18 protein-coding genes and 1 pseudogene are annotated in these 20,551 nt (G+C 69.0%); 8 read left to right on the plus strand and 11 right to left on the minus strand.

Annotated elements, in window-relative coordinates:
- Positions 1–126: 126 nt before the first annotated feature.
- Positions 127–630 carry a GtrA family protein gene (locus OHA03_RS17830; protein ID WP_267004826.1) on the minus strand — a complete coding sequence of 168 codons (504 nt, stop codon included), beginning with the start codon at positions 628–630 and terminating at the stop codon, positions 127–129.
- Between the two features lie 166 nt (positions 631–796).
- On the opposite strand from OHA03_RS17830, the gene OHA03_RS17835 reads away from it, so the two are divergent.
- Genes OHA03_RS17835 through OHA03_RS17845 form a run of 3 tightly spaced genes read left to right on the plus strand, consistent with a single transcriptional unit; the run spans position 797 to position 3,735 of the window.
- A complete protein-coding gene (locus OHA03_RS17835) occupies positions 797–1,936 on the plus strand; it encodes a 5-(carboxyamino)imidazole ribonucleotide synthase (RefSeq protein ID WP_267004827.1) in 1,140 nt (379 codons plus the stop codon).
- Positions 1,933–2,472, plus strand: coding sequence for a 5-(carboxyamino)imidazole ribonucleotide mutase (purE, locus tag OHA03_RS17840; protein WP_267004828.1), 540 nt, complete (start codon positions 1,933–1,935; stop codon positions 2,470–2,472). Before OHA03_RS17835 ends, purE begins: the two co-directional genes overlap by 4 nt.
- A 21-nt stretch (positions 2,473–2,493) precedes the next feature.
- Positions 2,494–3,735 (plus strand): dipeptidase, encoded by a 1,242-nt coding sequence (locus tag OHA03_RS17845; RefSeq protein WP_267004829.1) that lies wholly within the window; start codon positions 2,494–2,496, stop codon positions 3,733–3,735.
- Between the two features lie 98 nt (positions 3,736–3,833).
- On the opposite strand, the gene OHA03_RS17850 is transcribed toward OHA03_RS17845, so the two are convergent.
- The gene (locus tag OHA03_RS17850) at positions 3,834–5,177 is read right to left on the minus strand and encodes a UDP-glucose/GDP-mannose dehydrogenase family protein (protein ID WP_267004830.1); all 1,344 of its coding nucleotides are present in this window, start codon (positions 5,175–5,177) and stop codon (positions 3,834–3,836) included.
- Between the two features lie 189 nt (positions 5,178–5,366).
- Here OHA03_RS17850 and OHA03_RS17855 point away from each other — a divergent pair, with 189 nt between their 5' ends.
- From OHA03_RS17855 to OHA03_RS17865, 3 genes are all read left to right on the plus strand, one after another.
- Complete coding sequence (locus OHA03_RS17855) at positions 5,367–6,524, plus strand: acyl-CoA dehydrogenase (RefSeq protein WP_093776593.1); 1,158 nt, start codon at positions 5,367–5,369, stop codon at positions 6,522–6,524.
- Positions 6,525–6,681: 157 nt separating this feature from the next.
- Positions 6,682–7,158: a hypothetical protein gene (locus OHA03_RS17860; protein ID WP_267004831.1), complete on the plus strand. Its 477-nt coding sequence runs from the start codon at positions 6,682–6,684 to the stop codon at positions 7,156–7,158.
- A complete protein-coding gene (locus OHA03_RS17865) occupies positions 7,155–7,961 on the plus strand; it encodes a class I SAM-dependent methyltransferase (protein WP_267004832.1) in 807 nt (268 codons plus the stop codon). Before OHA03_RS17860 ends, OHA03_RS17865 begins: the two co-directional genes overlap by 4 nt.
- 93 nt (positions 7,962–8,054) lie before the next feature.
- Here OHA03_RS17865 and OHA03_RS17870 read toward each other — a convergent pair whose 3' ends face one another.
- Complete coding sequence (locus tag OHA03_RS17870) at positions 8,055–9,359, minus strand: LCP family protein (protein ID WP_267004833.1); 1,305 nt, start codon at positions 9,357–9,359, stop codon at positions 8,055–8,057.
- A gap of 120 nt (positions 9,360–9,479) precedes the next feature.
- Between OHA03_RS17870 and OHA03_RS17875 the strand changes: the two genes are divergently transcribed.
- Entirely contained in the window at positions 9,480–10,031 is a 552-nt protein-coding gene (locus OHA03_RS17875) for an acyl-CoA thioesterase (RefSeq protein WP_267004834.1), read from the plus strand.
- Positions 10,032–10,102: 71 nt separating this feature from the next.
- Here the strand turns inward: OHA03_RS17875 and OHA03_RS17880 are convergent, their stop codons facing one another.
- A complete protein-coding gene (locus OHA03_RS17880; protein WP_267008085.1) occupies positions 10,103–11,467 on the minus strand; it encodes an LCP family protein in 1,365 nt (454 codons plus the stop codon).
- Positions 11,468–11,742: 275 nt separating this feature from the next.
- Between OHA03_RS17880 and OHA03_RS17885 the strand changes: the two genes are divergently transcribed.
- Positions 11,743–12,768 carry a glycosyltransferase family 2 protein gene (locus OHA03_RS17885; RefSeq protein WP_267004835.1) on the plus strand — a complete coding sequence of 342 codons (1,026 nt, stop codon included), beginning with the start codon at positions 11,743–11,745 and terminating at the stop codon, positions 12,766–12,768.
- 88 nt (positions 12,769–12,856) lie between these two features.
- Here the strand turns inward: OHA03_RS17885 and OHA03_RS17890 are convergent, their stop codons facing one another.
- The 7 genes and pseudogenes from OHA03_RS17890 to OHA03_RS17920 form a co-directional block, all read right to left on the minus strand.
- A complete protein-coding gene (locus OHA03_RS17890) occupies positions 12,857–13,333 on the minus strand; it encodes a DUF2690 domain-containing protein (RefSeq protein WP_267004836.1) in 477 nt (158 codons plus the stop codon).
- A 173-nt stretch (positions 13,334–13,506) separates the two neighbouring features.
- Positions 13,507–13,935, minus strand: coding sequence for a hypothetical protein (locus OHA03_RS17895; protein ID WP_267004837.1), 429 nt, complete (start codon positions 13,933–13,935; stop codon positions 13,507–13,509).
- Between the two features lie 185 nt (positions 13,936–14,120).
- Positions 14,121–14,225 (minus strand): annotated as a pseudogene (locus OHA03_RS17900) (TIGR03089 family protein); the annotation flags it as partial.
- A gap of 160 nt (positions 14,226–14,385) precedes the next feature.
- The gene (locus OHA03_RS17905; RefSeq protein ID WP_267004838.1) at positions 14,386–16,092 is read right to left on the minus strand and encodes an LCP family protein; all 1,707 of its coding nucleotides are present in this window, start codon (positions 16,090–16,092) and stop codon (positions 14,386–14,388) included.
- 49 nt (positions 16,093–16,141) lie between these two features.
- Entirely contained in the window at positions 16,142–17,935 is a 1,794-nt protein-coding gene (locus OHA03_RS17910; RefSeq protein WP_267004839.1) for an LCP family protein, read from the minus strand.
- A 224-nt stretch (positions 17,936–18,159) separates the two neighbouring features.
- A complete protein-coding gene (locus tag OHA03_RS17915; protein WP_267004840.1) occupies positions 18,160–19,476 on the minus strand; it encodes an LCP family protein in 1,317 nt (438 codons plus the stop codon).
- Positions 19,477–19,712: 236 nt separating this feature from the next.
- Positions 19,713–20,465, minus strand: a complete 753-nt coding sequence (locus OHA03_RS17920; protein ID WP_267004841.1) for a TIGR03089 family protein — start codon at positions 20,463–20,465, stop codon at positions 19,713–19,715.
- Positions 20,466–20,551: the final 86 nt, after the last annotated feature.

Consider the following 20,551-nt stretch of genomic DNA (forward strand, 5'->3'; position numbering starts at 1 on the left):
GAGGTCCGGCCTGCACACACGCAGGACGGCATCAGCCGAAATCGAGCCCGTCGAGGGGGTCCCCCATGCCCTTGAGGCTCTGGGAGAGGCTGAGGACGATACGGCCACCGGGGCGACCCCGGTGCTTCAACGCCGTACCGCTTCCGCCGGGGCCGCCGGAGTCCGCCCCTGCGCCACCACGCCTACACCGTCTTTGGCAGGCAGCGCCTTGAACACCCAGCTCCGGTAGGACCAGAAGCGGAACAGCGTCGCGATCCCGATTCCCAGGATCTTGAACACGTTGCTCTGGACCGGGCTGTTCCAGCCGAATCCGTACGTCGCCGCGTACAGCACACCGTTCTCGATCACCGCGCCCACCGCGCTGAACAGCAGGAACAGCATCAGCTCCCGGGTGCGGCCGGTCTTGTCACGGTCCCGGTACGTCCAGTAGCGGAAGCCCACGTAGTTGAAGAGGATGGCGATGAACGTCGCCAGCAGACTGGCCCGCACCACCTGAAGGTCCGTGGTGTGCCGCAGCAGGTTGAAGACCGCGATATTGACCAGCAGACCCAGCGCGCCGACGGCGCCGAACTTGGCGACCTCCCGGGCCAGCCGATCCAGCCGGGTTCGCAGTGCGCCCCGTTCGCTCATGGTGATCGCTCAGCCCCGTCCGTGGATTCGGTCAACCCGGTCATGCTAACCAGCACCCCTGTGGGATGCCTGTGGGCCGAAGCAGAACCCGGCGACGTGGAACGTCACAGGACCGCCCGCCGGGGCATCGTCCAGTGGTTCCCGGGACGCCGGATACCCTGGAGGAGTGACGTTCCCGGTAGTCGGTATGGTCGGCGGCGGTCAGCTCGCCCGTATGACCCACGAGGCGGGTATCCCCCTCGGCATCAGATTCAAGCTCCTCAGTGACACCCCTCAGGACTCGGCGGCCCAGGTGGTGAGCGAGGTCGTCGTCGGCGACTATCGCGACCTGGACACGCTGCGTGCCTTCGCGCACGGCTGTGACGTGATCACCTTCGATCACGAGCATGTCCCGACCGAGCACCTGCGGGCCCTGGAGGCAGAGGGCATCCCCGTGCGCCCCGGTCCCGACGCGCTGGTGCACGCTCAGGACAAGGGGGTGATGCGCGCGAAGCTCTCGGAGATCGGCGTGCCCTGTCCCCGCCACCGCATCGTGACGGACCCGGCCGACGCCGCGGCGTTCGCGGCCGAGGTCGGCGGCTTCCCCGTCATCCTGAAGACGGTCCGCGGCGGCTACGACGGCAAGGGTGTCTGGGTGGTCCGCTCCGAGGCGGACGCGGCCGAACCGTTCCGGGCCGGTGTCCCGGTCCTCGCCGAGGAGAAGGTCGACTTCGTACGGGAGCTGGCGGCCAACGTCGTCCGCTCGCCGCACGGCCAGGCCGTCGCCTACCCGGTCGTCGAGTCGATCCAGGTCGACGGGGTCTGCGACACGGTCATCGCCCCGGCCCCCGAGCTGAGCGAGAAGCTCGCCGGCGAGGCCCAGCAGATGGCCCTGCGGATCGCCGCCGAGCTCGGCGTCGTCGGGCACCTCGCCGTCGAACTCTTCGAGACGAGCGACGGCCGCATCCTCGTCAACGAGCTCGCGATGCGCCCGCACAACTCCGGGCACTGGACCCAGGACGGCGCGATCACCTCGCAGTTCGCCAACCACGTGCGGGCCGTCCTCGACCTGCCGCTCGGCGACCCGCGCCCGCGCGCCACCTGGTCGGTCATGTCCAACGTCCTCGGCGGCGACTATCCGGACATGTACCAGGCGTATCTGCACTGCATGGCCCGCGACCCGCAGCTCAAGATCCACATGTACGGCAAGGACGTGAAGCCCGGCCGCAAGGTCGGACACGTCAACACCTACGGCGACGACCTGGCGGACGTGCGGGAGCGCGCCCGGCACGCGGCCGACTACCTGCGAGGAACGATCACCGAATGACTTCCCCCGCCTCCGCCGCGCCCCTCGTCGGCATCGTCATGGGCTCGGACTCCGACTGGCCCATCATGGAAGCAGCGGCCAAGGCCCTCGACGAGTTCGAGATCCCCTACGAGGTCGACGTCGTCTCCGCCCACCGGATGCCGCGCGAAATGATCGCGTACGGGGAGAACGCGGCGGACCGCGGCCTCAAGGCGATCATCGCGGGCGCCGGCGGCGCCGCCCACCTGCCCGGCATGCTCGCCTCTGTCACCCCGCTGCCCGTCATCGGCGTCCCGGTCCCGCTGAAGTACCTGGACGGCATGGACAGCCTGCTCTCCATCGTGCAGATGCCGGCCGGTGTCCCGGTCGCGACCGTCTCGGTCGGCGGCGCACGCAACGCGGGCCTGCTCGCCGCGCGCATCCTCGCCGCCCACGACAGCGAGCTGCTGGCCCGGATGCGGGAGTTCCAGCAGGAGCTGAACGACCAGGCGACGGAGAAGGGCAAGCGGCTGCGCAACAAGGTCGAGGGCAGCGACTCCTTCGGCTTCGGCAAGTAGCGGCAGAGGGGGAGGGCGACCATGGATCACAGCGCCGGCAACATCGCGGGCCACACCGCCGACCGCACCGCTGAGCGGCTCACCCGGGCCGGGGAACTCCTCGCCGAGTACCCCGTCGTCGACGGCCACAACGACCTGCCCTGGGCACTGCGTGAACAGGTCGGCTACGACCTGGACGCCCGGGACATCGCCACCGACCAGTCCGCCCACCTCCACACCGACATCCGACGGCTGCGCGCCGGCGGCGTCGGCGCCCAGTTCTGGTCCGTCTACGTGCGGTCCGACATGGCCGGTGACGCCGCCGTCAGCGCCACCCTCGAACAGATCGACGTGGTCGCCGAGCTGCTGGACCGCCACCCCGCCGACCTGCGGCGTGCCCTGACCGCCGATGACATGGAGGCGGCCCGCACCGAGGGCTGTATCGCCTCCCTGATGGGCGCCGAGGGCGGCCACTCCATCAACAACTCGCTGGGCACCCTGCGCGCCCTGCACACCCTCGGCGTCCGCTACATGACGCTGACCCACAACGACAACATCGCGTGGGCGGACTCGGCGACCGACGAACCGGGCGTCGGCGGACTCTCCCCGTTCGGCCACGAGGTCGTACGGGAGATGAACCGCACCGGCATGCTCGTCGACCTCTCGCACGTGGCGGCCACCACGATGCGCGACGCGCTCGCCACCTCCACCGCGCCGGTGATGTTCTCGCACTCCTCGGCCCGGGCGGTCTGCGACCACCCGCGCAACGTCCCCGACGACGTCCTCGCGCAGCTCCCGGCCAACGGCGGCATCGCCATGGCGACCTTCGTGCCGAAGTTCGTCCTGCCGGCCGCCGTCGCCTGGACCCGGGCCGCGGACGAGAACATGCGGGCCCACGGCCTGCACCATCTCGACACCACCCCGCAGGCGATGAAGATCCACGCCGCGTTCGAGGCGGCCAACCCTCGCCCGATGGCCACAGTGGCGACGATCGCCGACCACCTCGACCACATGCGTGAGGTCGCCGGGATCGACCACATCGGTATCGGCGGCGACTACGACGGCACCGCGTTCCTCCCCACCGGTCTGGAGGACGTCTCGGGCTACCCGAACCTGATCGCGGAACTCCTGGGCCGCGGCTGGTCCGCCACCGACCTCGCCAAGCTCACCTGGCGCAACGCGGTACGGGTGCTGCGCGACGCGGAGGACGTCGCCCGTGACCTGCGTACGCGGCGCGGCCCGTCCCACGCCACGATCGACGAACTCGACGCCCCCAAGGCCTGACGACGGCCCGAGAACGGCCCGAGCGCTCCAGGGGGGCGGCTCGGGCCCTCAACGGCTTGCGGATCGGCCTCTCGGCGGCCGGCCCATGAACCAGCGGCTCAGGCCCGGGGCCGGCCCATCGCCCGGTACGTCCAGCCCGCCTCGCGCCACACCGCACTGTCCAGCGCGTTACGGCCGTCCAGGATGATCCGGTGCGCCGCGGCCTCGCCCAGCGCCACCGCGTCCAGCTCACGGAACTCGTGCCACTCCGTCAGGTGCAGCACCACATCAGCGCCGCGCACGGCGTCCAGCGCAGACTCCGCGTACCCGAGCGTCGGGAAGAGCCGCCGGGCGTTGTCCATGCCCTTCGGGTCGTACACGGTGACCTGGCCGCCCTGGAGGTGGATCTGCCCGGCCACGTTCAGCGCCGGCGAGTCGCGTACGTCGTCCGAGTCCGGCTTGAACGTCGCACCCAGCACGCCCACCCGCTTGCCGAGGAACGAGTCGCCGCCCACGGCCTCCCGGGCCAGCTCCACCATGTGGCCGCGGCGCCGCATATTGATCGAGTCGACCTCGCGGAGGAACGTCAGCGCCTGGTCGGCGCCCAGCTCACCGGCGCGCGCCATGAACGCTCGGATGTCCTTGGGCAGACAGCCGCCGCCGAAGCCGATCCCGGCCCGCAGGAACTTGTTGCCGATCCGCTCGTCGTGGCCGATCGCCTCGGCGAGCTTCTTCACATCGCCGTCGGCTGCCTCGCAGACCTCCGCCATGGCGTTGATGAACGAGATCTTGGTCGCCAGGAACGAATTCGCGGCGGTCTTCACCAGCTCGGCGGTCGGGAAGTCCGTCACCACGAAGGGCGACCCCTCCGCGAGGGGAACCGCGTACACCTCGCGCAGCAGCTTCTCGGCCCGCTCGCTCTCCACACCGACGACGATCCGGTCGGGGTGCAGGGTGTCCTTCACGGCGAAGCCCTCGCGCAGGAACTCCGGGTTCCAGGCCAGCTCCGCGTCTCTGCCCACGGGTGCCAGCTCGGTCAGCCGCGCCGCGAGCCGGGCCGCGGAGCCCACCGGCACGGTCGACTTCCCGATGACCAGGGCGGGCCGGGTCAGCTGCGCCGCCAGCGACTCGAAGGCGCTGTCCACGTAGGACATGTCGCAGGCGTACTCGCCGTGCTTCTGAGGGGTGTTCACGCAGACGAAGTGCACATCGCCGAAGGCACCCACCTCTTCCCACGAGGTGGTGAACCGCAGCCGGCCGGTGGATCCCTCGATGCCCGCGACGTGCTTGCGGAGCAGCTCCTCCAGACCCGGCTCGTACATCGGGACCTTGCCGGCGCTCAGCATCTCGATCTTCTCGGGCACGACATCGAGCCCGAGCACTTCGAAGCCGAGCTCCGCCATGGCCGCGGCGTGGGTGGCGCCGAGGTAGCCGGTGCCGATCACAGTGATCCTGAGGGCCATGAAGTGCTCCTGGGAGATGCGGACGGACGTGCGGTGAACGAGCATAGTCGTGCCCCCTGACGCCCTGTTTTACCGGTCTTGCGGACCCCTGTCGCGTAGCTCACGTACGGCTCGCATAGGTCTTTGCGGGGCATGGCGCCTAAAATTGGGTTACTTAACGGTAGTTAGCATCCCTGGGGAGTGAGAGTCTTGGCGGGTTCCACCGATTTCGACCTGTACCGTCCGGCCGAGGAGCACGACATGCTCCGCGAGACGGTCCGTGCGCTCGCCGAGGCGAAGATCGCCCCGTTCGCGGCGGCGGTCGACGAGGAGGCCCGCTTCCCGCAGGAGGCGCTGGACGCCCTGGTCGCCTCCGACCTGCAGGCCGTGCACGTCCCCGAGGAGTACGGCGGCGCCGGTGCCGACGCCCTCGCCACCGTGATCGTGATCGAGGAGGTGGCCCGCGTCTGCGCCTCCTCCTCCCTCATCCCGGCCGTGAACAAGCTCGGCTCGCTCCCGGTGATCCTCTCCGGCTCCGAGGCACTGAAGAAGAAGTACCTGGGCCCGCTCGCCAAGGGCGACGCGATGTTCTCGTACTGCCTCTCCGAGCCCGACGCGGGCTCCGACGCCGCCGGCATGAAGACCAAGGCCGTCCGCGACGGCGACTTCTGGGTCCTCAACGGCGTGAAGCGCTGGATCACCAACGCGGGCGTCTCCGAGTACTACACGGTGATGGCCGTCACCGACCCGACGAAGCGCTCCAAGGGCATCTCGGCGTTCGTCGTCGAGAAGTCGGACGAGGGTGTCTCCTTCGGTGCCCCGGAGAAGAAGCTCGGCATCAAGGGCTCCCCGACCCGCGAGGTCTACTTCGACAACGTCCGGATCCCCGCCGACCGCATGATCGGCGAGGAGGGCACCGGCTTCGCCACGGCGATGAAGACCCTGGACCACACCCGCATCACGATCGCGGCCCAGGCCCTCGGCATCGCGCAGGGCGCCCTCGACTACGCCAAGGGCTACGTCCAGGAGCGCAAGCAGTTCGGCAAGCCGATCGGCGACTTCCAGGGCGTCCAGTTCATGCTCGCCGACATGGCGATGAAGCTGGAGGCGGCCCGCCAGCTCACCTACTCGGCCGCCGCCAAGTCCGAGCGCCTCGACGGCGACCTGACGTTCTTCGGCGCCGCGGCCAAGTGCTTCGCCTCCGACGTCGCGATGGAGATCACCACGGACGCGGTCCAGCTGCTCGGTGGCTACGGCTACACGCGGGACTACCCGGTGGAGCGGATGATGCGCGACGCCAAGATCACGCAGATTTATGAAGGCACGAATCAGGTTCAGCGGATAGTCATGGCCAGGAACCTGCCGTAACCCCGGCGGGTCTTCACGATTCGGCGTCCGTTCCGAACGGGTTGCGACCATTGACCGGCCCCCGGCTTCCTGCCGGGGGCCGATCGCGTCTCCCCGGCACAGAGGGTTCGTGAACGCTGTGGGAGCGGTGGCTCGCGATGGCGTAACTTCCCTGTCCATGACCGACATCGACAAGCTCACCGGCCTCTTCGAAGCGCTGGGGGCCGACGACGCACCGGGCTGGGCCGACTCGGAGGTCGAGGAGAACCTTCCGCAGCTCGCCCGCTACCGGTTCCTGCGCAAGGTCTGGCAGGACATCGACGCCTGGAGCTCGACGGCGCCCGACTGGGTCGAGGCGTACCGGAAGGAGGGCCTCGCGGGCGACGCCGTCGAGCGGGCGGTGCGGCTCGGGCTGACGCCCGGTGAACTGGGCGAGATAGCCCGCGAGGTGGCGAAGGAGACCGCGTTCGGACTGCTCTACAGCCTGGCCGATCCGACGGACGGCGATCTTCCGCCCGAGGTCGAGGAACAACTGCCCGGCTGGTGCCTGGCGGAGCTGTCCCCGGAGGGGGAGCCCACGGGCCGGATTCTGGATGCGCTGTACGAGGACCTGGACGAGATCGAACCGCAGGGACCTGTGGAGGGTGTGCGGTGACCGCCTTCGATCTTAGTGAGCGGCGGATCTGGGACGGCCGCGCCGAGGCCTACGCGCGCACCTTCGCGGGCCTCTGCGCTCACCCCGTGCCCGCGCTGCTGGACGCGGCCGGGGTCGGTACCGGGACACGGGTGCTCGATGTGGGGTGCGGCAGTGGCAGCGTGACGCTGGCGGCCGTCGGGCGCGGTGCGGTCGTACGGGCGGTGGACGCCGAACCCGGAATGGTCGAGGCAACCCGCCGGGCCGCGCCCGGAGTCGGTGTCCGACTCGGCCGACTGCCCGAACTTCCTTACCGGGACGGCGAGTTCGATGCGGTCGTGGCGAACTTCGTGCTCAACCACGTGGGCCGTCCGGAGGCCGCCATCGAGGAGCTGCGCCGGATCACCCGTCCCGGCGGCCTGGTCGCGGTCACTATTTGGCAGGTGCCCGGCGCCGCCGGGCAGGCACTGGTGGGACGGGCCGCGCAGGCAGCGGGGCTGACCCGCCCGCAGTGGCTGGCCACGGTCGATGCCGAGCACGACTTCCCGCGCACCCGGGAAGGGCTGGGTGCGCTGATGTCCGCGGTCGGCCTCGAAGACGTACGGACCGAGGCCCTTGCCTGGGATCACCACGTAGGCGCGGAGGACTGGTGGGCCGGCCCCGCCTCCGGGGTCGCCGCGATCGGGCAGCTGGTCAACAGCCGGGGGCCGGAGGGAGTGGCCGCGGCCAAGCGGGAGTACGACGTGCTGTGCGCCGAATTCGCCAAGAAGGAAGGCGAGTTGGCTCTGCCGCATGTGGCGCTGCTGGCTCGGGGGAGCGTGTAGCGGCGGCCGGGCCGCGGTCACACGTGCGGTGACGACCGCGGTGTGCGGCAGGGCCCGGTCGGCGAACCGTCCGGGCCCTGCTCCTGTCTGCCGTCAGTTACTGGAGACGGTGACCTTCTCGTCGTCGTTGAGCTGCTGCACCAGCTGCTTGACCTTGGCCTTGTCCCAGACCAGGTTCCCGCCGGTGCTGCCCGAGATCGGCATGTTCATCGACTTGCCGTCACCGCCGGTGACGCCCTTCATCGCGAAGAACATGTTGCCCAGGTCCCACAGCGACATGTCCTTGTCGACGATGAGGGTGTCGAGGCCGGCGCCCATCGTCGGGTACAGCTTGAACGGGTTGAGGATCGTGGACGGCGTCGCGGTCTGGCTCGCCAGCGCCGCAAGGAACTTCTGCTGGTTCTTCGTACGGTCCAGGTCGCTGCCCGCGAAGGCGTACCGGGTCCGCACGAAGGCGAGTGACTGCTCGCCGTTCAGCGTCTGCTTGCCGGCCTGGAAGTCGGCGCCGGAGTTCTTGTCCTTGAATGCCTTGGGGATGTCGAGTTCCACCCCGCCGATCGCGTCCACGATCTTGGCGAAGCCGCCGAAGCCGATCTCGACGTAGTGGTCGATGTGCAATCCGGTGTTGAACTCGACGGTACGGACCAGCAGCTCGGGGCCGTCCTCCGCGTAGGCGGCGTTCAGCTTGGTGAAGCGGCCGCGGCCCGGGTAGAGCTTGCCCGAGTCGGAGCCCTTGTACGAGGGGATCTCCACGTTCGAGTCACGCGGCAGGGAGATCAGTGTCGGGCCGTTCGATCCGTCGTGCAGGATCATCATCGAGTCGGTCCGCTTGCCCTCGGCGGAGCCGGTGTGGAGCCTCTTCTTGTCCTCGGTCGACATGCCCGCGCGGCTGTCGGAACCGACGATCAGATAGTTGGTGCCGTCGCCCTCGCCGGGACGCTCGATCACCTTGGAGAGGTCGACCTCGCGCTTCAGCTTGGAGTCGGCCCAGAAGTACGTGCCGATGGAGACGGCCAGCACCACGACCACGAGGGTCAGTGCGCCTATCTTTATTCGACGGCGCCAGTCCGGCGCGGGCCGGCCCCGGACGTAACCGCCGTCACCGCCGCCGTAACCCCGGCCGCCGCCGTTGCCGCCGCCGTAGACCTGACCGGCGCCGTAACCGTTGTCGTACCCGGCGTTGTCGTCATAGCCGTCGGAGTACCGCGGCGGCTCCGGACGGCGCTGTTGCGGCGGCGCCGGGTACTGCCGCGGTGGCGCCGGGCGCTGCGGCGGCGGTGCGGGGTGCCGCTGGACGTGCGGCATCACACGGGCACCCTCGGGCTGGGCGCTGTCACTGCCCCGTCCGTAGCGGTCGTCGCGGTTGTCGTCGGTCCATCCACCGGGCCTGTCGCTCATGCGGACCAGTGTGCAGGCCGGACCTGTCGGTATTACAGGGGGTGTGAGATATCGGGCCTCGGCTGTTGCCAAGCTGATGCAATGTCCGCGGCGCAGGGCCCCCGCAATAAGGTGGACGGCATGACAGATCAGGCCCCGCGCCCGGAGGGCGATATTCCGGGCAAGCCGACCGCGGCGTCCCGGACCACCCTCAGCCACATCATGACCGGCAGTGACACCAACCTGCTGGGCACTGTGCACGGTGGCGTGATCATGAAACTCGTCGACGACGCGGCGGGCGCCGTGGCCGGCCGGCACTCCGGCGGCCCCGCGGTGACGGCCTCGATGGACGAGATGGTCTTCCTGGAGCCGGTCCGTGTCGGTGACCTTGTTCACGTCCGCGCGCAGGTGAACTGGACCGGCCGCTCCTCGATGGAGGTCGGCGTCCGGGTCATGGCCGAACGGTGGAACGAATCGACCCCCGCCCAGCAGGTCGGCAGCGCGTATCTGGTGTTCGCGGCGGTCGACGGGGACGGCAGGCCGCGCCCCGTACCTCCTGTGATCCCGGAGACGGAGCGCGACAAGCGGCGCTACCAGGAGGCGCAGATCCGGCGTACGCACCGTCTCGCGCGGCGCCGCGCGATCAAGGAACTGCGCGAGAAGCGCATCGCGGACGGCATCGACGTCGACTGACGGCAGGCCCCGGGTCCGGCGGGACGGGCGCCCCGGCGGCCGCCGTCCCCCGCCCCGTACGGCACCGCTCCCTACGGGCACACCACCTGGTCGCCCGTGATCGTGCCGAACTCGCCCCGGTGCCTCGCCTCGGCCTGCACCCGCTCCACCCTGCCGAAGTTCTCGCCCGCGGTCACCTTCATCGTCTTGCCCTGCCCCGTGACCGCCCGCAGCTCGGCCCCCGGCAGCGCTGCCGCCAGCGACTTCGCCGACCGGTCCCACCGCGGGTCGTACTCGACCAGCGTGTGCTTCAGGCTGCGCGGCTCCGCGTTGAGCGGGGCCCGTGTCGTAACGAAGCCGGTGGCGCGCAGTGCGTCGTCGACCTTCCTGCCGAGCCCGTCCTGCACGGTCCCGTTGTAGACCTGGACCCGGATCTCACCCGGTGCGACATCGACCGGCTTCGCCACCGGCGTCTTCGGCCGCTTCGAAGCCAGCGGCTTGTCGTCGCGCAGCGCCTCGAAGAGCCTCTTCGACTTCGCCGGGTCCCATTTGACCGTCGAGCCGATGCCCTTGACCGGGAAGGAGGGATCGCTGATCGGTACGGAGGCGAACTCGGACGACGCCGGGGTGAAGCCGCGCATCGCCTGGCCGAGGTCCAGCAGCTGGTCGGTGCCGAACCCCCGATCCGCCCGGACCGAACCGAGCATCGTCGACGCGACGTCCCGGAACTTCACCGGGTTCATCAGCACACCGCTGCTGGTCGCCCGCTTGATCAGCGACGCGAGGAACCTCTGCTGGCGCTGCATCCGGCCCAGGTCGGCGGCGGCGTCGATATGGCGTGAGCGCACGTACCGGAGCGCCTGCTCGCCGTCCAGCCAATGGGTGCCCGCGGCGAGATCGAGACCGGTGTACGAGTCCTTCATCGGCCGCGCCGTGCAGATCTGCACCCCGCCGAGGGTGTCCACCGTCTTCATGAAGCTGGTGAAGTCGACCTCCAGGTAGTGGTCGACCTTGACACCGGTCATGCGCTCGACCGTCCGTACGGTCAGACTCGGCCCGCCCTCCGCGTAGGCGGCGTTCAGCTTCACCGGATGGGCGGCGTGCTCGACGCCGGTGGCCGGGTCCCGGTGCTCGGGGAGCTCGGTGTAGCTGTCACGCGGCAGCGAGACGATGGTCGCGCGTTCCTTGTCCGCCGACAGGTGCACCAGCATGATCGTGTCGGTGCAGTGGCAGGGCGCACCGCCCAGCCGGTACTTCCGCTTCTCCTCCCGGCTGACCTTGTCGCGACCGTCGGTGCCGACGAGCAGCAGGTTCATACCGTTGCCGGCCCGCGGCCGGTTCTTCATGTCCTTGAACGCGTCGACCCGGTCGATCCCGGTCTCCAGGCTGGTCACGACCGCATGACCGATCCCGCCTGCCCCGAGCACCAGCACGGACAGACTGGTCGCCACCCGCATACCCCAGCGGGGCCGCTCGTCCTGTTTTCTCGACCTGCGCTGCGGGGGAGTGGCGTGGCGGCGCGGCGGACGGGGGGAGCTGTGCGGTGTGGGCACGGGGGGACCTCCGCGGTGCATGGGGGACCGTTCGCACAGTAGGTCCATACGATCACCACTCCGGGAAGCCACCCGGTGGCGCGCGCCCGTGTCCCTCATTCGCGGTAACGTGGCGGCCGAATAACGCCGCCTCCTGGGGTGCGAACCCCCGGCGCCCCCGAGGACCCCCCGAGGACCACATGTCTGCCGCGCAGTACCCCGCCGTCTCCGTGATCATGCCGGTGCTCAATGAGGAACGCCATCTCAGGAACTCCGTCCGGCACATCCTCGAGCAGGAGTACGCCGGTGAGATGGAGGTCGTGATCGCGCTCGGCCCGTCCACGGACCGTACGGACGAGATCGCCGCCGAGCTCGTACGCGAGGACTCCCGGGTGCACACGGTGCCGAACCCGACCGGCCGCACCCCGGCAGCGCTCAACGCCGCGATAAAGGCCTCCTCACACCCCATCGTGGTGCGGGTCGACGGCCACGGCATGCTCTCGCCGAACTACATCGCGACCGCCGTCCGCCTCCTGGAGGAGACCGGCGCGCAGAACGTCGGCGGCATCATGCACGCCGAGGGCGAGAACGCCTGGGAGGACGCCGTCGCCGCGGCCATGACGTCGAGGATCGGCGTCGGCAACGCGGCTTTCCACACCGGCGGCCAGGCGGGCCCGGCCGAGACCGTCTACCTGGGGGTCTTCCGCCGCGAGGCACTGGAGAAGGCGGACGGTTACAACGTGGAGTTCATCCGCGCCCAGGACTGGGAGCTGAACTTCCGGATCCGCGAGGCGGGCGGGCTGATCTGGTTCTCGCCCGAGCTGAAGGTGCAGTACCGGCCGCGTTCCTCGGTGAAGGCCCTCGCCAAGCAGTACAAGGACTACGGCCGCTGGCGCCACGTCGTCGCCCGCTACCACGCCGGCTCGATCAACCTGCGTTACCTGGCCCCGCCGACCGCCGTCTGCGCGATCGCGGTGGGCATCGTCGTCGGTGCGGCCGTTACCCCGTGGGCCTTCGTCATCCCGGCCGGTTACGCCGCGGCCATAGTCGCCGGGTCCCTCCCGGCGGGCAAGGGCCTGCCGCTGAAGGCACGGGCCCAGATCCCGGTGGCGCTGGCCACCATGCACATGTCCTGGGGCTACGGCTTCCTGACCAGCCCGCGCTCGCTGGCGAAGAAGGTCATGGCCGGCCGCCGTCCCGCGGTGCAGGTCTCCGGCCGGGCCTGAGCCGATACACACGTTCACTGGGTGGAGCCCCGAGGTATTTGGTCAGGGCTCCAACCAAGTGTCAGGCCTCAGCCGGCGGCGTCAGGCATCAGTAGGAGGCGGTGCGCGTGCGGGCCTCTCCGGTGACGCCGTCGACGTACGACTGCGTGTACGACGTCAGCGGGTCCTTGTCGTATACCTGCGGCGTGTAGCACTGGGTCTGACCGGGCGAGATCTTGCAGCTGTACTGACGGCCGTCGTTGTTGCGGATGATGTACGCCCGGGCGCACGCGTAGCCTGCTGAGGCGGTGTCGCAGGCGCCCTGCGTGTGGCTGAGCGTCAATCGCGCCCACGCGGTGTGGCAGTTCACGCTGTAGCGCAGCTCGATGGTGCCGAACGTGGACCCGTAGGCATTCTGGACGGTGGCCGAGTGGATCGTCCGACCGTCGGCGGAGCAGCCGGTCGAGGACGGGTCCGTACCGTCGTACGTGTACGCCTGGGCACCGCTGGTACCCGCGATCAGCGCGAGGCCCAGCGAGCCCGCCACGACACCGGCGCGAGCGAAGTTACGCGTACGAAGACGCATGGAGACTCCTGTGCGATAGTCGGGACGATGTGATCACTGCGACCTCGAGCCGATCTGTTGCCGCGTGCATGCCAACTGCCGGAATGGCGTTTTGACGTGTATTCAGGGATGCGGTGGGTTGGAGTCGTGGGTGACCGGCAGGTGCAGCAGTTGAGGACGACGGGCTGTTTCTCTCAGCAGACCGTGGAGGTCGATCCGCCGGTGCTGTTCAGGTAACCCGTGGCGTGCGTGCAGTAGGCCGCGGTGTTGGCGGGGGTTCCCCAGAGCTCGGATCGCGTCGTGTTGGTCAGCTGGGCCGCGCCGTAGTCGTTGCCGGAGTCGGACTCATTGACGATGCGGATGTACAGGTCCCAGTTCGTGTGCGTGTCCCGAAACTGCTGCCACACATAGATGTAGGCGTAGTTGTATCCGCAGCCGTAGTACTGCTTGACCGAGGCGGCGTCTATTCCGCCGACCTGAATCACGCGAGTGCTCCCGATCTGGGACACGCTGCTGCAGCCGGAGGGAGTGCTGGCGGCGGCGGAGGGGGCGTTGACGAGAGAGAGGCCGGCTATCGCGGTGAGGGCGCCAAGAGTTGAGGCGACCTTCTTGCCAAGGTTCATGGGTGGGCTCCAAGTCGGCAGCGAATAAGGCTCGTTGAAGCTACAGGCGGTGATCGCTACCGGCAATTGGCCGTCGAGTGAGGTGAGTCACGCGCTGTGGTCGGGTAAGTCGCCCTCGTACGGCATGAGTTGGGGCACATGAGTGTCCTGTGGCCAGGGATCCCGTGCGTGTACGGGGGCGGGTCTGCGGTGTTGGTGACCCGCTCACTTTCGATGCGCTTGGCGAGCCCGTCCTCGTCCAGCTGTCCCGGATTCCGGCACAGTCCCACGGAGGCGCCCGCGGTCAGCGGGGGCGCGTCCCCGGTCGTCGGGTTACGCCGCCAGGTCTCCCTGCACCGGTGAGAGGGCCATGGCCGGCCGACGCCCGGCCGTCACCGTGTAGGTGTCGACACCGTGAGGGCCCTCCGATGTGCCGGAAGGCCCCCACAGTGCGTTGTGCCCGGTTCGGAGCTACCAGCCGAAGCCCGGCTGGACGTCCATGCAGGCCGTCTCGTCGTCGCCGTTCAGGGCCCGTGCGCTCTTCGGGGTCTTCTCCTCGGCGCTGGGGGCGGGATAGGGCCCGCTCTCGCGCCAGTCGGCCCCCACGGTCAGCGTGATGCCCGAGACGGCGGTCGACTTCTTCACCGCCGTCAGCGGGATGCCGAGCGCCTTGGCGACGGCCTGGGCGTTGCCCTCCACGTCCTCGCTCGGGAAGAGCACCCCGGTCCGCGCCGCCGCGTCCGTGTTCTGAACGTCGACCGTGGCCTGGGTGAAACCCTCCCCGGCCAGCAGCTTCTTGACCGCCGAGGCGCGGCCCTCGACCGGGTACTCGGTGTCGGTACGGGTCCCGTTGCGGATACTGACCGGAATCTCGGCGACGGGGGCCGTGGGCTCCTTGGCGGCCGGAGCCTTGCGCTTGGACGCCTTGCCGTCGAGCGGGATGTCGTCGCGGACCATCTGGAACAGCTGGGCGGCGTCGACGGGCTTGGGGAGCACACGGCTGCTGTTCGCACCCGTTCCGTAGACGTTCGGCATCGTCGTCATCGTGATGCGCTTGGTGGGGACCTTCTTGAGCTCGCCCGCGAGGTCGTACAGCTTTTTGACCGTGTCGATGCCCTTGTCGACGGTCAGCGCGGAGGTCGCCGCCTCGGCGAGGCCGGTCAGCTTGCTGGGGTCGGTGAGCTTGGTCCCCTTGCGCAGCTCACGGACCATCGAGTTCATGTACATGTGCTGGGCGTGCGTACGGCCGAGGTCGGTGCCGTCCCCGAAGCCGTAGCGAGTCCGCAGCCACTGGAGGGCCTGCTCGCCTTTGACCTTGGTGGTGCCCTCCTTCAGCTTCAGCCCGGAGCCCTTGCCGTCCCTCGTGTGGGAGTAGACGTTTCCCTTGACACAGACCGGGACGCCGCCGATCGCGTCGGCCATCGAGACCACGCCGGAGAAGTCGATCATCATGAAATGGTCGATGGTGATGCCGGTGAGCTCGTACCAGGCGGCCACGGTGCACCCGGGGCCGCCACGGCCGAGCGTCTCGTTGGTCATTGCCAGACCCGTGGTGGCCGGGTAGACGTGCCCCGTCTTCGGATCGGTGCAGTTCGGGATCTTCAGCAGCGTGTCGCGCGGCATGCTGATCACCGACATGTTGCTTCGGTCGGCGGAGAGATGGAGCAGCATCTGTACATCGGCGAGGGGCGGCGCCCCGAATGTGTCCTTGGCCCCGCCGAGCTTCTGGTTCTTTTTGGAGTCCCGTGCGTCCGAACCGATGAGCAGGATGTTCAGCGGGGTCTGACCGGCGGCGTTGGCCTTGTGCTCGGTCATCTTCTTGTCGCCGAGCGTCAGGTCCGCCTTCTTCAGGTTCCCGTTGAGGTGCTGGTAGTAGAGGTATCCGGCGCCGGCGCCGCCGAGTATGACCACAGCGAGAACCCACGCGATCCAGCGCAGTATGCGGCGCTTCCCGCGTCGGCCGTGCCGGTGCGACTGCCCGCGGCGGCGCCCGCCGCGGCCCGGGCGGTCCCGGTCCGCGGCGCCGCCGCTGTTCCGCCGGCCGTCCCGTCCGCTGTCGTGCCCGTCGTCGGAGCCGGCGGACGGGCCGTCGTCGTACAGGCCGTCGTCCCAGCCGAGTTGTCCGGCATGCCGGACGCGTGGTCGCGTTCCCTCCCCAGGTGTGCTGCTCCGTCCCACCGGGTCCCCCCTGCTGCTCAGACTCTTGGAATGGCGCAGTGACCCCGTGTCACTTGGCGCACTCTGCCTTGCCGGCGTTTGCCAGCGGTATGTCGTCCGGCACCTTTGCCGGTCCGGTGACGGGCACACCTGCGCCCTTGAAGTCCGCACCCAGGGTCAGGACCATCGCCTGGAGCCCCTCGGCGTCCGTGGTGCCCTTCTTCAGGGCCGAGCCGGGCAGCCCCATCATGGCGGCGAGGGCACGGGCCTGGTCGGCCTGGTTCGGTGCGTACTCGAGCGTCGTCTTGGAGATCTTCTCCGGGGCGTTGGCCTTGTTCGTCGACTTGAGAACGCCTTGCTCGTTCTGCAGCCAGGTGACCGTCTCCTGGGCGGCGCCCGCCCGGTCGCCGCCGTTGAGGACATCGACCCGTACGTCGGCGGCAGCGGCCTTGGTGCCCTTGAGCAGCGCGTCCTGCTTGCTCTTGGCGGCCTTCTTCTGCTTCTTCACCTCGGTCAGCGAGGTGTCGTCGCGCATCATCTGGAACAGCGGGTCGGACTTGGCCTTGTTGAGCACCACCGTCGCGTGGACCTTCTCGGCCGGGTTGTCTATCACCGGGGCCGTCACGAAGGTGATGTTCTTCGTATCGATCTTGCCGAGCTCCTTGGCGAGCGAGGTCAGCTTCTTTATCGAGCCGATGCCTTTGTCGACCGTCAGCGCCTTGGTCGCCGCATCCGCCAGGCTGTACAGCTTCGTCGGACTGGTCAGCGTGTCGTCCGACTTCATCTGCCGGATCATCGAGCCGATGAATTGCTGCTGGACCTTGATCCGGTCCAGGTCGCTCTGATTGCCGAAGCTGTGCCGGGTCCGCACGAACGCCAGCGCGTCCTCGCCCTGGATCCTGCTCTCGCCCTGCGGGAGGTCGAGGTGGGACTTGGAGTCCTTGACCGGATGCGCCAGACAGACCTTGACGCCGCCGACCGCCGTGGTCAGCTCCTTCACCGCGTTGAAGTCGACCATCATGAAGTGGTCGACCTTCAGGCCAGTGATCTCCTTGACCGTCTCCATGGTGCAGCCCGGGTCCCGCCCCTCCTGGCCGAGGCTGACGTTGAAGCGGATGTTCTGCGTCCCCTGGATGACCTTCTCCGAACCGTCCGGCTGCTTGGTGGTGCAGTCCGGGATGTCGGTGATCAGGTCACGCGGGATGCTCAGCGCCGTGGCGTTGGTCCGGTCCTTGGAGACATGGAACAGGATGTTGGTGTCGGCATGGCCGGTGCTGCCCTTGTCGCCGTAGCCCTCGTTGCCCTTGCCGGTGCGCTTGTCCGTGCCGATGATCAATATGTTGAGGGGCGCGTTGGCGGTGATGACGTCCTTGTTTCCGGCGTCGCCGACGTCGACGGTGTTCAGATTGCCATTGAAGTGCTGGTACAGCGCGTACCCGCCCACCGAAAGGCCGACCAGTACGAAGGCCATCACGCCACCCGTCCAGAGCAGCGCCTTCTTGCGGCGGGCCTTCGGCTGCCTGCGCTTGCGCCGGCCCGCGGAGTCGGGACCGGGACCCTCCTGGCCGCGCGGGCCATTGGCACGGCGACCACGCTGCTCGGGCACCGGCCCCCGGCCCTCACCGTTCCGTCCACCGCTTCTGCGCTCGCCGGCACCGTCGCGAACCGCGCTTCTGCGCTCGCCGTCGCCCTCGCGCGCCGTGCCTCTGCGCCCGGAACCACGCGGACCCGGCGCATTCGGCGTGCGGTATGAATCCCCTCCGGATTGGGGCAGTCGCAATTCGTAATCGCCGGTCTGCGGGTTGAGGACCCACTGGTCTGCGGGGTCGATTTCGTCCGCCCGCCCACGGCCTTGCGCATCCACGGTTGTTTGAGTCCTCCGTCGGTGCCACGCGAGGCGCCTTCCCCCCGAGAGGCGCTCGATCTTTCGCTCCAGCAGTGCGCGACCTGATGGTCGGAAGCACCGGATCGCGTCACACTATCCGCCCGGTTCGCTGTGAAGCGACGGGCGTGACACATTCCACGGCCCTTACAACCGGTCATACTGCTCATTACGCTCCGATTGTCGATACCTACTTGGGAATTGCTTTACCGCTCGCACAGGTCGGTGGCCGCATTGCTGCCCGAATAGGTGGGTGTGGGTGTCGGACTGGTGGAGTCCGAGCTGTCCGAATTCCCGCGCTTTTTGCGTTTCAGTTCATCCGCCGGGACCACTGCGACAGGGGTGTCCTCGCGCAGCCGCTTGAAGAGCTTGTTGGCCTCTGGTTGGACAAGTTCGTCCCGGTTCGTGTCGGCGGCATAGGGTTGGCGCGGAACTGTCAGGAATTGCACCTTTTCGGTCGGTACGTTGCGCATGCCGCGCACCAGCTCGTACAGGTCCTTGAGGCTGTCCAGGCCCGGGTCGGTGGTCAGTGACTTGGTGGCCGCGTCCAGCACCGGATAGAGGCGGGTCGGGTTGAGCAGGACGCCGTTGCTCTGCATCTTGTTCACCAGTGCCCCGAGGAATCGCTGCTGGCGTTCCATCCGGTCGGTGTCGCTGCCGTTGCCGATGGACTTGCGGGCCCGTACGTACCCCAGCGCCTCCTCGCCGTCGAGCTTCTGGCGGCCCGCGCGGAGCTTCAGGTGCGCGTCCGAGTCGTCGATCGGCTCCTTGAGGCAGATCTCGACGCCGTGCACCGCGTCGACCATGTCCTTGAAGCCGTTGAAGTCCACGACCATGTGGTGGTCGACGCGAATGCCCGTCATCCGCTCGACCGTGCGGATCGTGCAGGCGGTGCCACCGAATTGGAAGGCCCAGTTGAATTGGGCGAATTGTTTCCTGGTGGGCTTTCCGTCCGCTTGGTGGCAGCTGGGGATTTCCGTCATCAGGTCGCGCGGGATGGACATGGCTGTGGCGCTCTTCCGGTCCGCGGCGAGGTGCAGCAGGATCGTGGTGTCGGAGCGCTGGCTGCTGCCGTAGGAGCGGCCGTACTTACGGTTGTCGCCGGTGCGGCTGTCGGAACCGATGAGCAGGATGTTCTCCGCGTCGTGCACGACGGACACGGGACGTTCTTTTTCGTACACCCGCAGTTCGGCGGCCGCGGACGTGTCGGTCCTGATGTTGCCGTCGAGCTTCCTGTACAGCCACCAGCCGCCGCCCGCGGCGACCAGGACGAAGAGTGACGCGGCGAGCGCCGCCCAACGCAGCCAGCGGTGCCTGCGCTTGGCCGGGACGTCCGAGTCGAGTGGTTCCTCAGGGCGGTCTTCGCCTTCCGGCCCGTCCTGAGACCTGCCGTCGCCCCGAGTCCTGCCCTCGCCCTGAGACTCGTCCCTGCCCTGCGACTCGTCGTTGTGCCCGTCCTGGTCCGCGGCCGAGCGGTCGGGGTCGGCCGGCGTGCCGGCGCTTTCGGTCACGTCTGCGTCCATCCTTCACGTTCGGCGGCGCGCTGGGCCGCCGGTCGCAGGAGTAGACGGCTGAACCTCACGCTTGGTTGTGCCCAGGGATCCGTCTTGATCGGGCCGGGCTCGCGGGGCCCGGCCCGATCAAGACGGAAGACCCCAGGGCCTGAGTGGTCTGTACCGCCGATGATGTACCGGAGTTGATGCGCAGGCCCGAGGGCTCGGCCCGCTGTGGGCCGGACGAGTGGCCGTCAGGGGGCTTGTCACACCGCGGTGTTGGTGACCCGCTCACTCTCGACGCGCTTGGCGAGTCCGTCCTCGTCCAGCTGCCCCAGATGCCGGCACAGGACCACGGAGCCGCCGGCGGCCAGCGGGGCGAAGAGCCCGGCGCTGAGCCCGTCCCAGCTGTCGTACGTGCGCCCCGTCAGCAGCCGCGATCCGGGCGTCAGTCCCAGCTCCACGGCGTCCTCGCGGGCGCGTGCGACCAGTTGCGCAGCCGTCAGCCCGAGTCCGCCGACGGTCAGCGCGGGCGCGTCCGGGTCCACCGGCGCGTACGGCGCGAACCGGTCGCCCTGGCTCGGCACCTCCACCGCGTAGTCCGCGAAACCTTCGGGCGGCTGCGGGAACCGGCCGCCCAGCGGACGCAGGGCCAGAGCGATCCGCTCGCCGCGGCAGGCGCGAGCGGCGTCCAGTGTGTCCGGGCCGGTGACGACGAGGTCGGCGGCGGCGGGGTCCCCCTGCACATCGGCGACGACGCCGACCGAGGAGCAGGCGAGCAGCCAGACCGCGGACTGCCAGTGCGCGGGCAGCAGGAGGGCGAGCCGGTCGCCGGGTTCCGCGGCCAGGTCGCCCTGCAGCAGGTTGGCGGTCTTGGCCACCCAATTGGCGAAGGTGGCCACCGACAGTTCGACCCGTTCTCCGGTGGCGTCGTCGTAGAAAGTGACCATGGGGCGGGCCGGGTCCGCGGCGAGCGCGGAACGCAGCAGGTCGGCAGGGGTGCGGTCGCTGGCGTTCATCCGCGCAAGGGTACGCGGCGGTGCCGGGCGGGGCCGGACGCCGCAGGCATCGGGTACACCGGTTCGGCAGACGGCCCGTCAATTGT

The sequence above is a fragment of the Streptomyces sp. NBC_00154 genome (assembly GCF_026342835.1).
Classification (GTDB): Bacteria; Actinomycetota; Actinomycetes; order Streptomycetales; family Streptomycetaceae; genus Streptomyces.

Excerpts from the sequence above, each read along its gene's own strand:
- OHA03_RS17850 (WP_267004830.1), bottom strand. The coding sequence starts at position 5,177 with ATGGCCCTCAGGATCACTGTGATCGGCACCGGCTACCTCGGCGCCACC.
- OHA03_RS17845 (WP_267004829.1), top strand. The coding sequence starts at position 2,494 with ATGGATCACAGCGCCGGCAACATCGCGGGCCACACCGCCGACCGCACC.
- OHA03_RS17895 (WP_267004837.1), bottom strand. The coding sequence starts at position 13,935 with ATGAACCTTGGCAAGAAGGTCGCCTCAACTCTTGGCGCCCTCACCGCG.
- purE (WP_267004828.1), top strand. The coding sequence starts at position 1,933 with ATGACTTCCCCCGCCTCCGCCGCGCCCCTCGTCGGCATCGTCATGGGC.
- OHA03_RS17830 (WP_267004826.1), bottom strand. The coding sequence starts at position 630 with ATGAGCGAACGGGGCGCACTGCGAACCCGGCTGGATCGGCTGGCCCGG.
- OHA03_RS17920 (WP_267004841.1), bottom strand. The coding sequence starts at position 20,465 with ATGAACGCCAGCGACCGCACCCCTGCCGACCTGCTGCGTTCCGCGCTC.
- OHA03_RS17880 (WP_267008085.1), bottom strand. The coding sequence starts at position 11,467 with ATGCGGGTGGCGACCAGTCTGTCCGTGCTGGTGCTCGGGGCAGGCGGG.
- OHA03_RS17915 (WP_267004840.1), bottom strand. The coding sequence starts at position 19,476 with ATGGACGCAGACGTGACCGAAAGCGCCGGCACGCCGGCCGACCCCGAC.
- OHA03_RS17870 (WP_267004833.1), bottom strand. The coding sequence starts at position 9,359 with ATGAGCGACAGGCCCGGTGGATGGACCGACGACAACCGCGACGACCGC.
- OHA03_RS17890 (WP_267004836.1), bottom strand. The coding sequence starts at position 13,333 with ATGCGTCTTCGTACGCGTAACTTCGCTCGCGCCGGTGTCGTGGCGGGC.
- OHA03_RS17885 (WP_267004835.1), top strand. The coding sequence starts at position 11,743 with ATGTCTGCCGCGCAGTACCCCGCCGTCTCCGTGATCATGCCGGTGCTC.
- OHA03_RS17875 (WP_267004834.1), top strand. The coding sequence starts at position 9,480 with ATGACAGATCAGGCCCCGCGCCCGGAGGGCGATATTCCGGGCAAGCCG.
- OHA03_RS17860 (WP_267004831.1), top strand. The coding sequence starts at position 6,682 with ATGACCGACATCGACAAGCTCACCGGCCTCTTCGAAGCGCTGGGGGCC.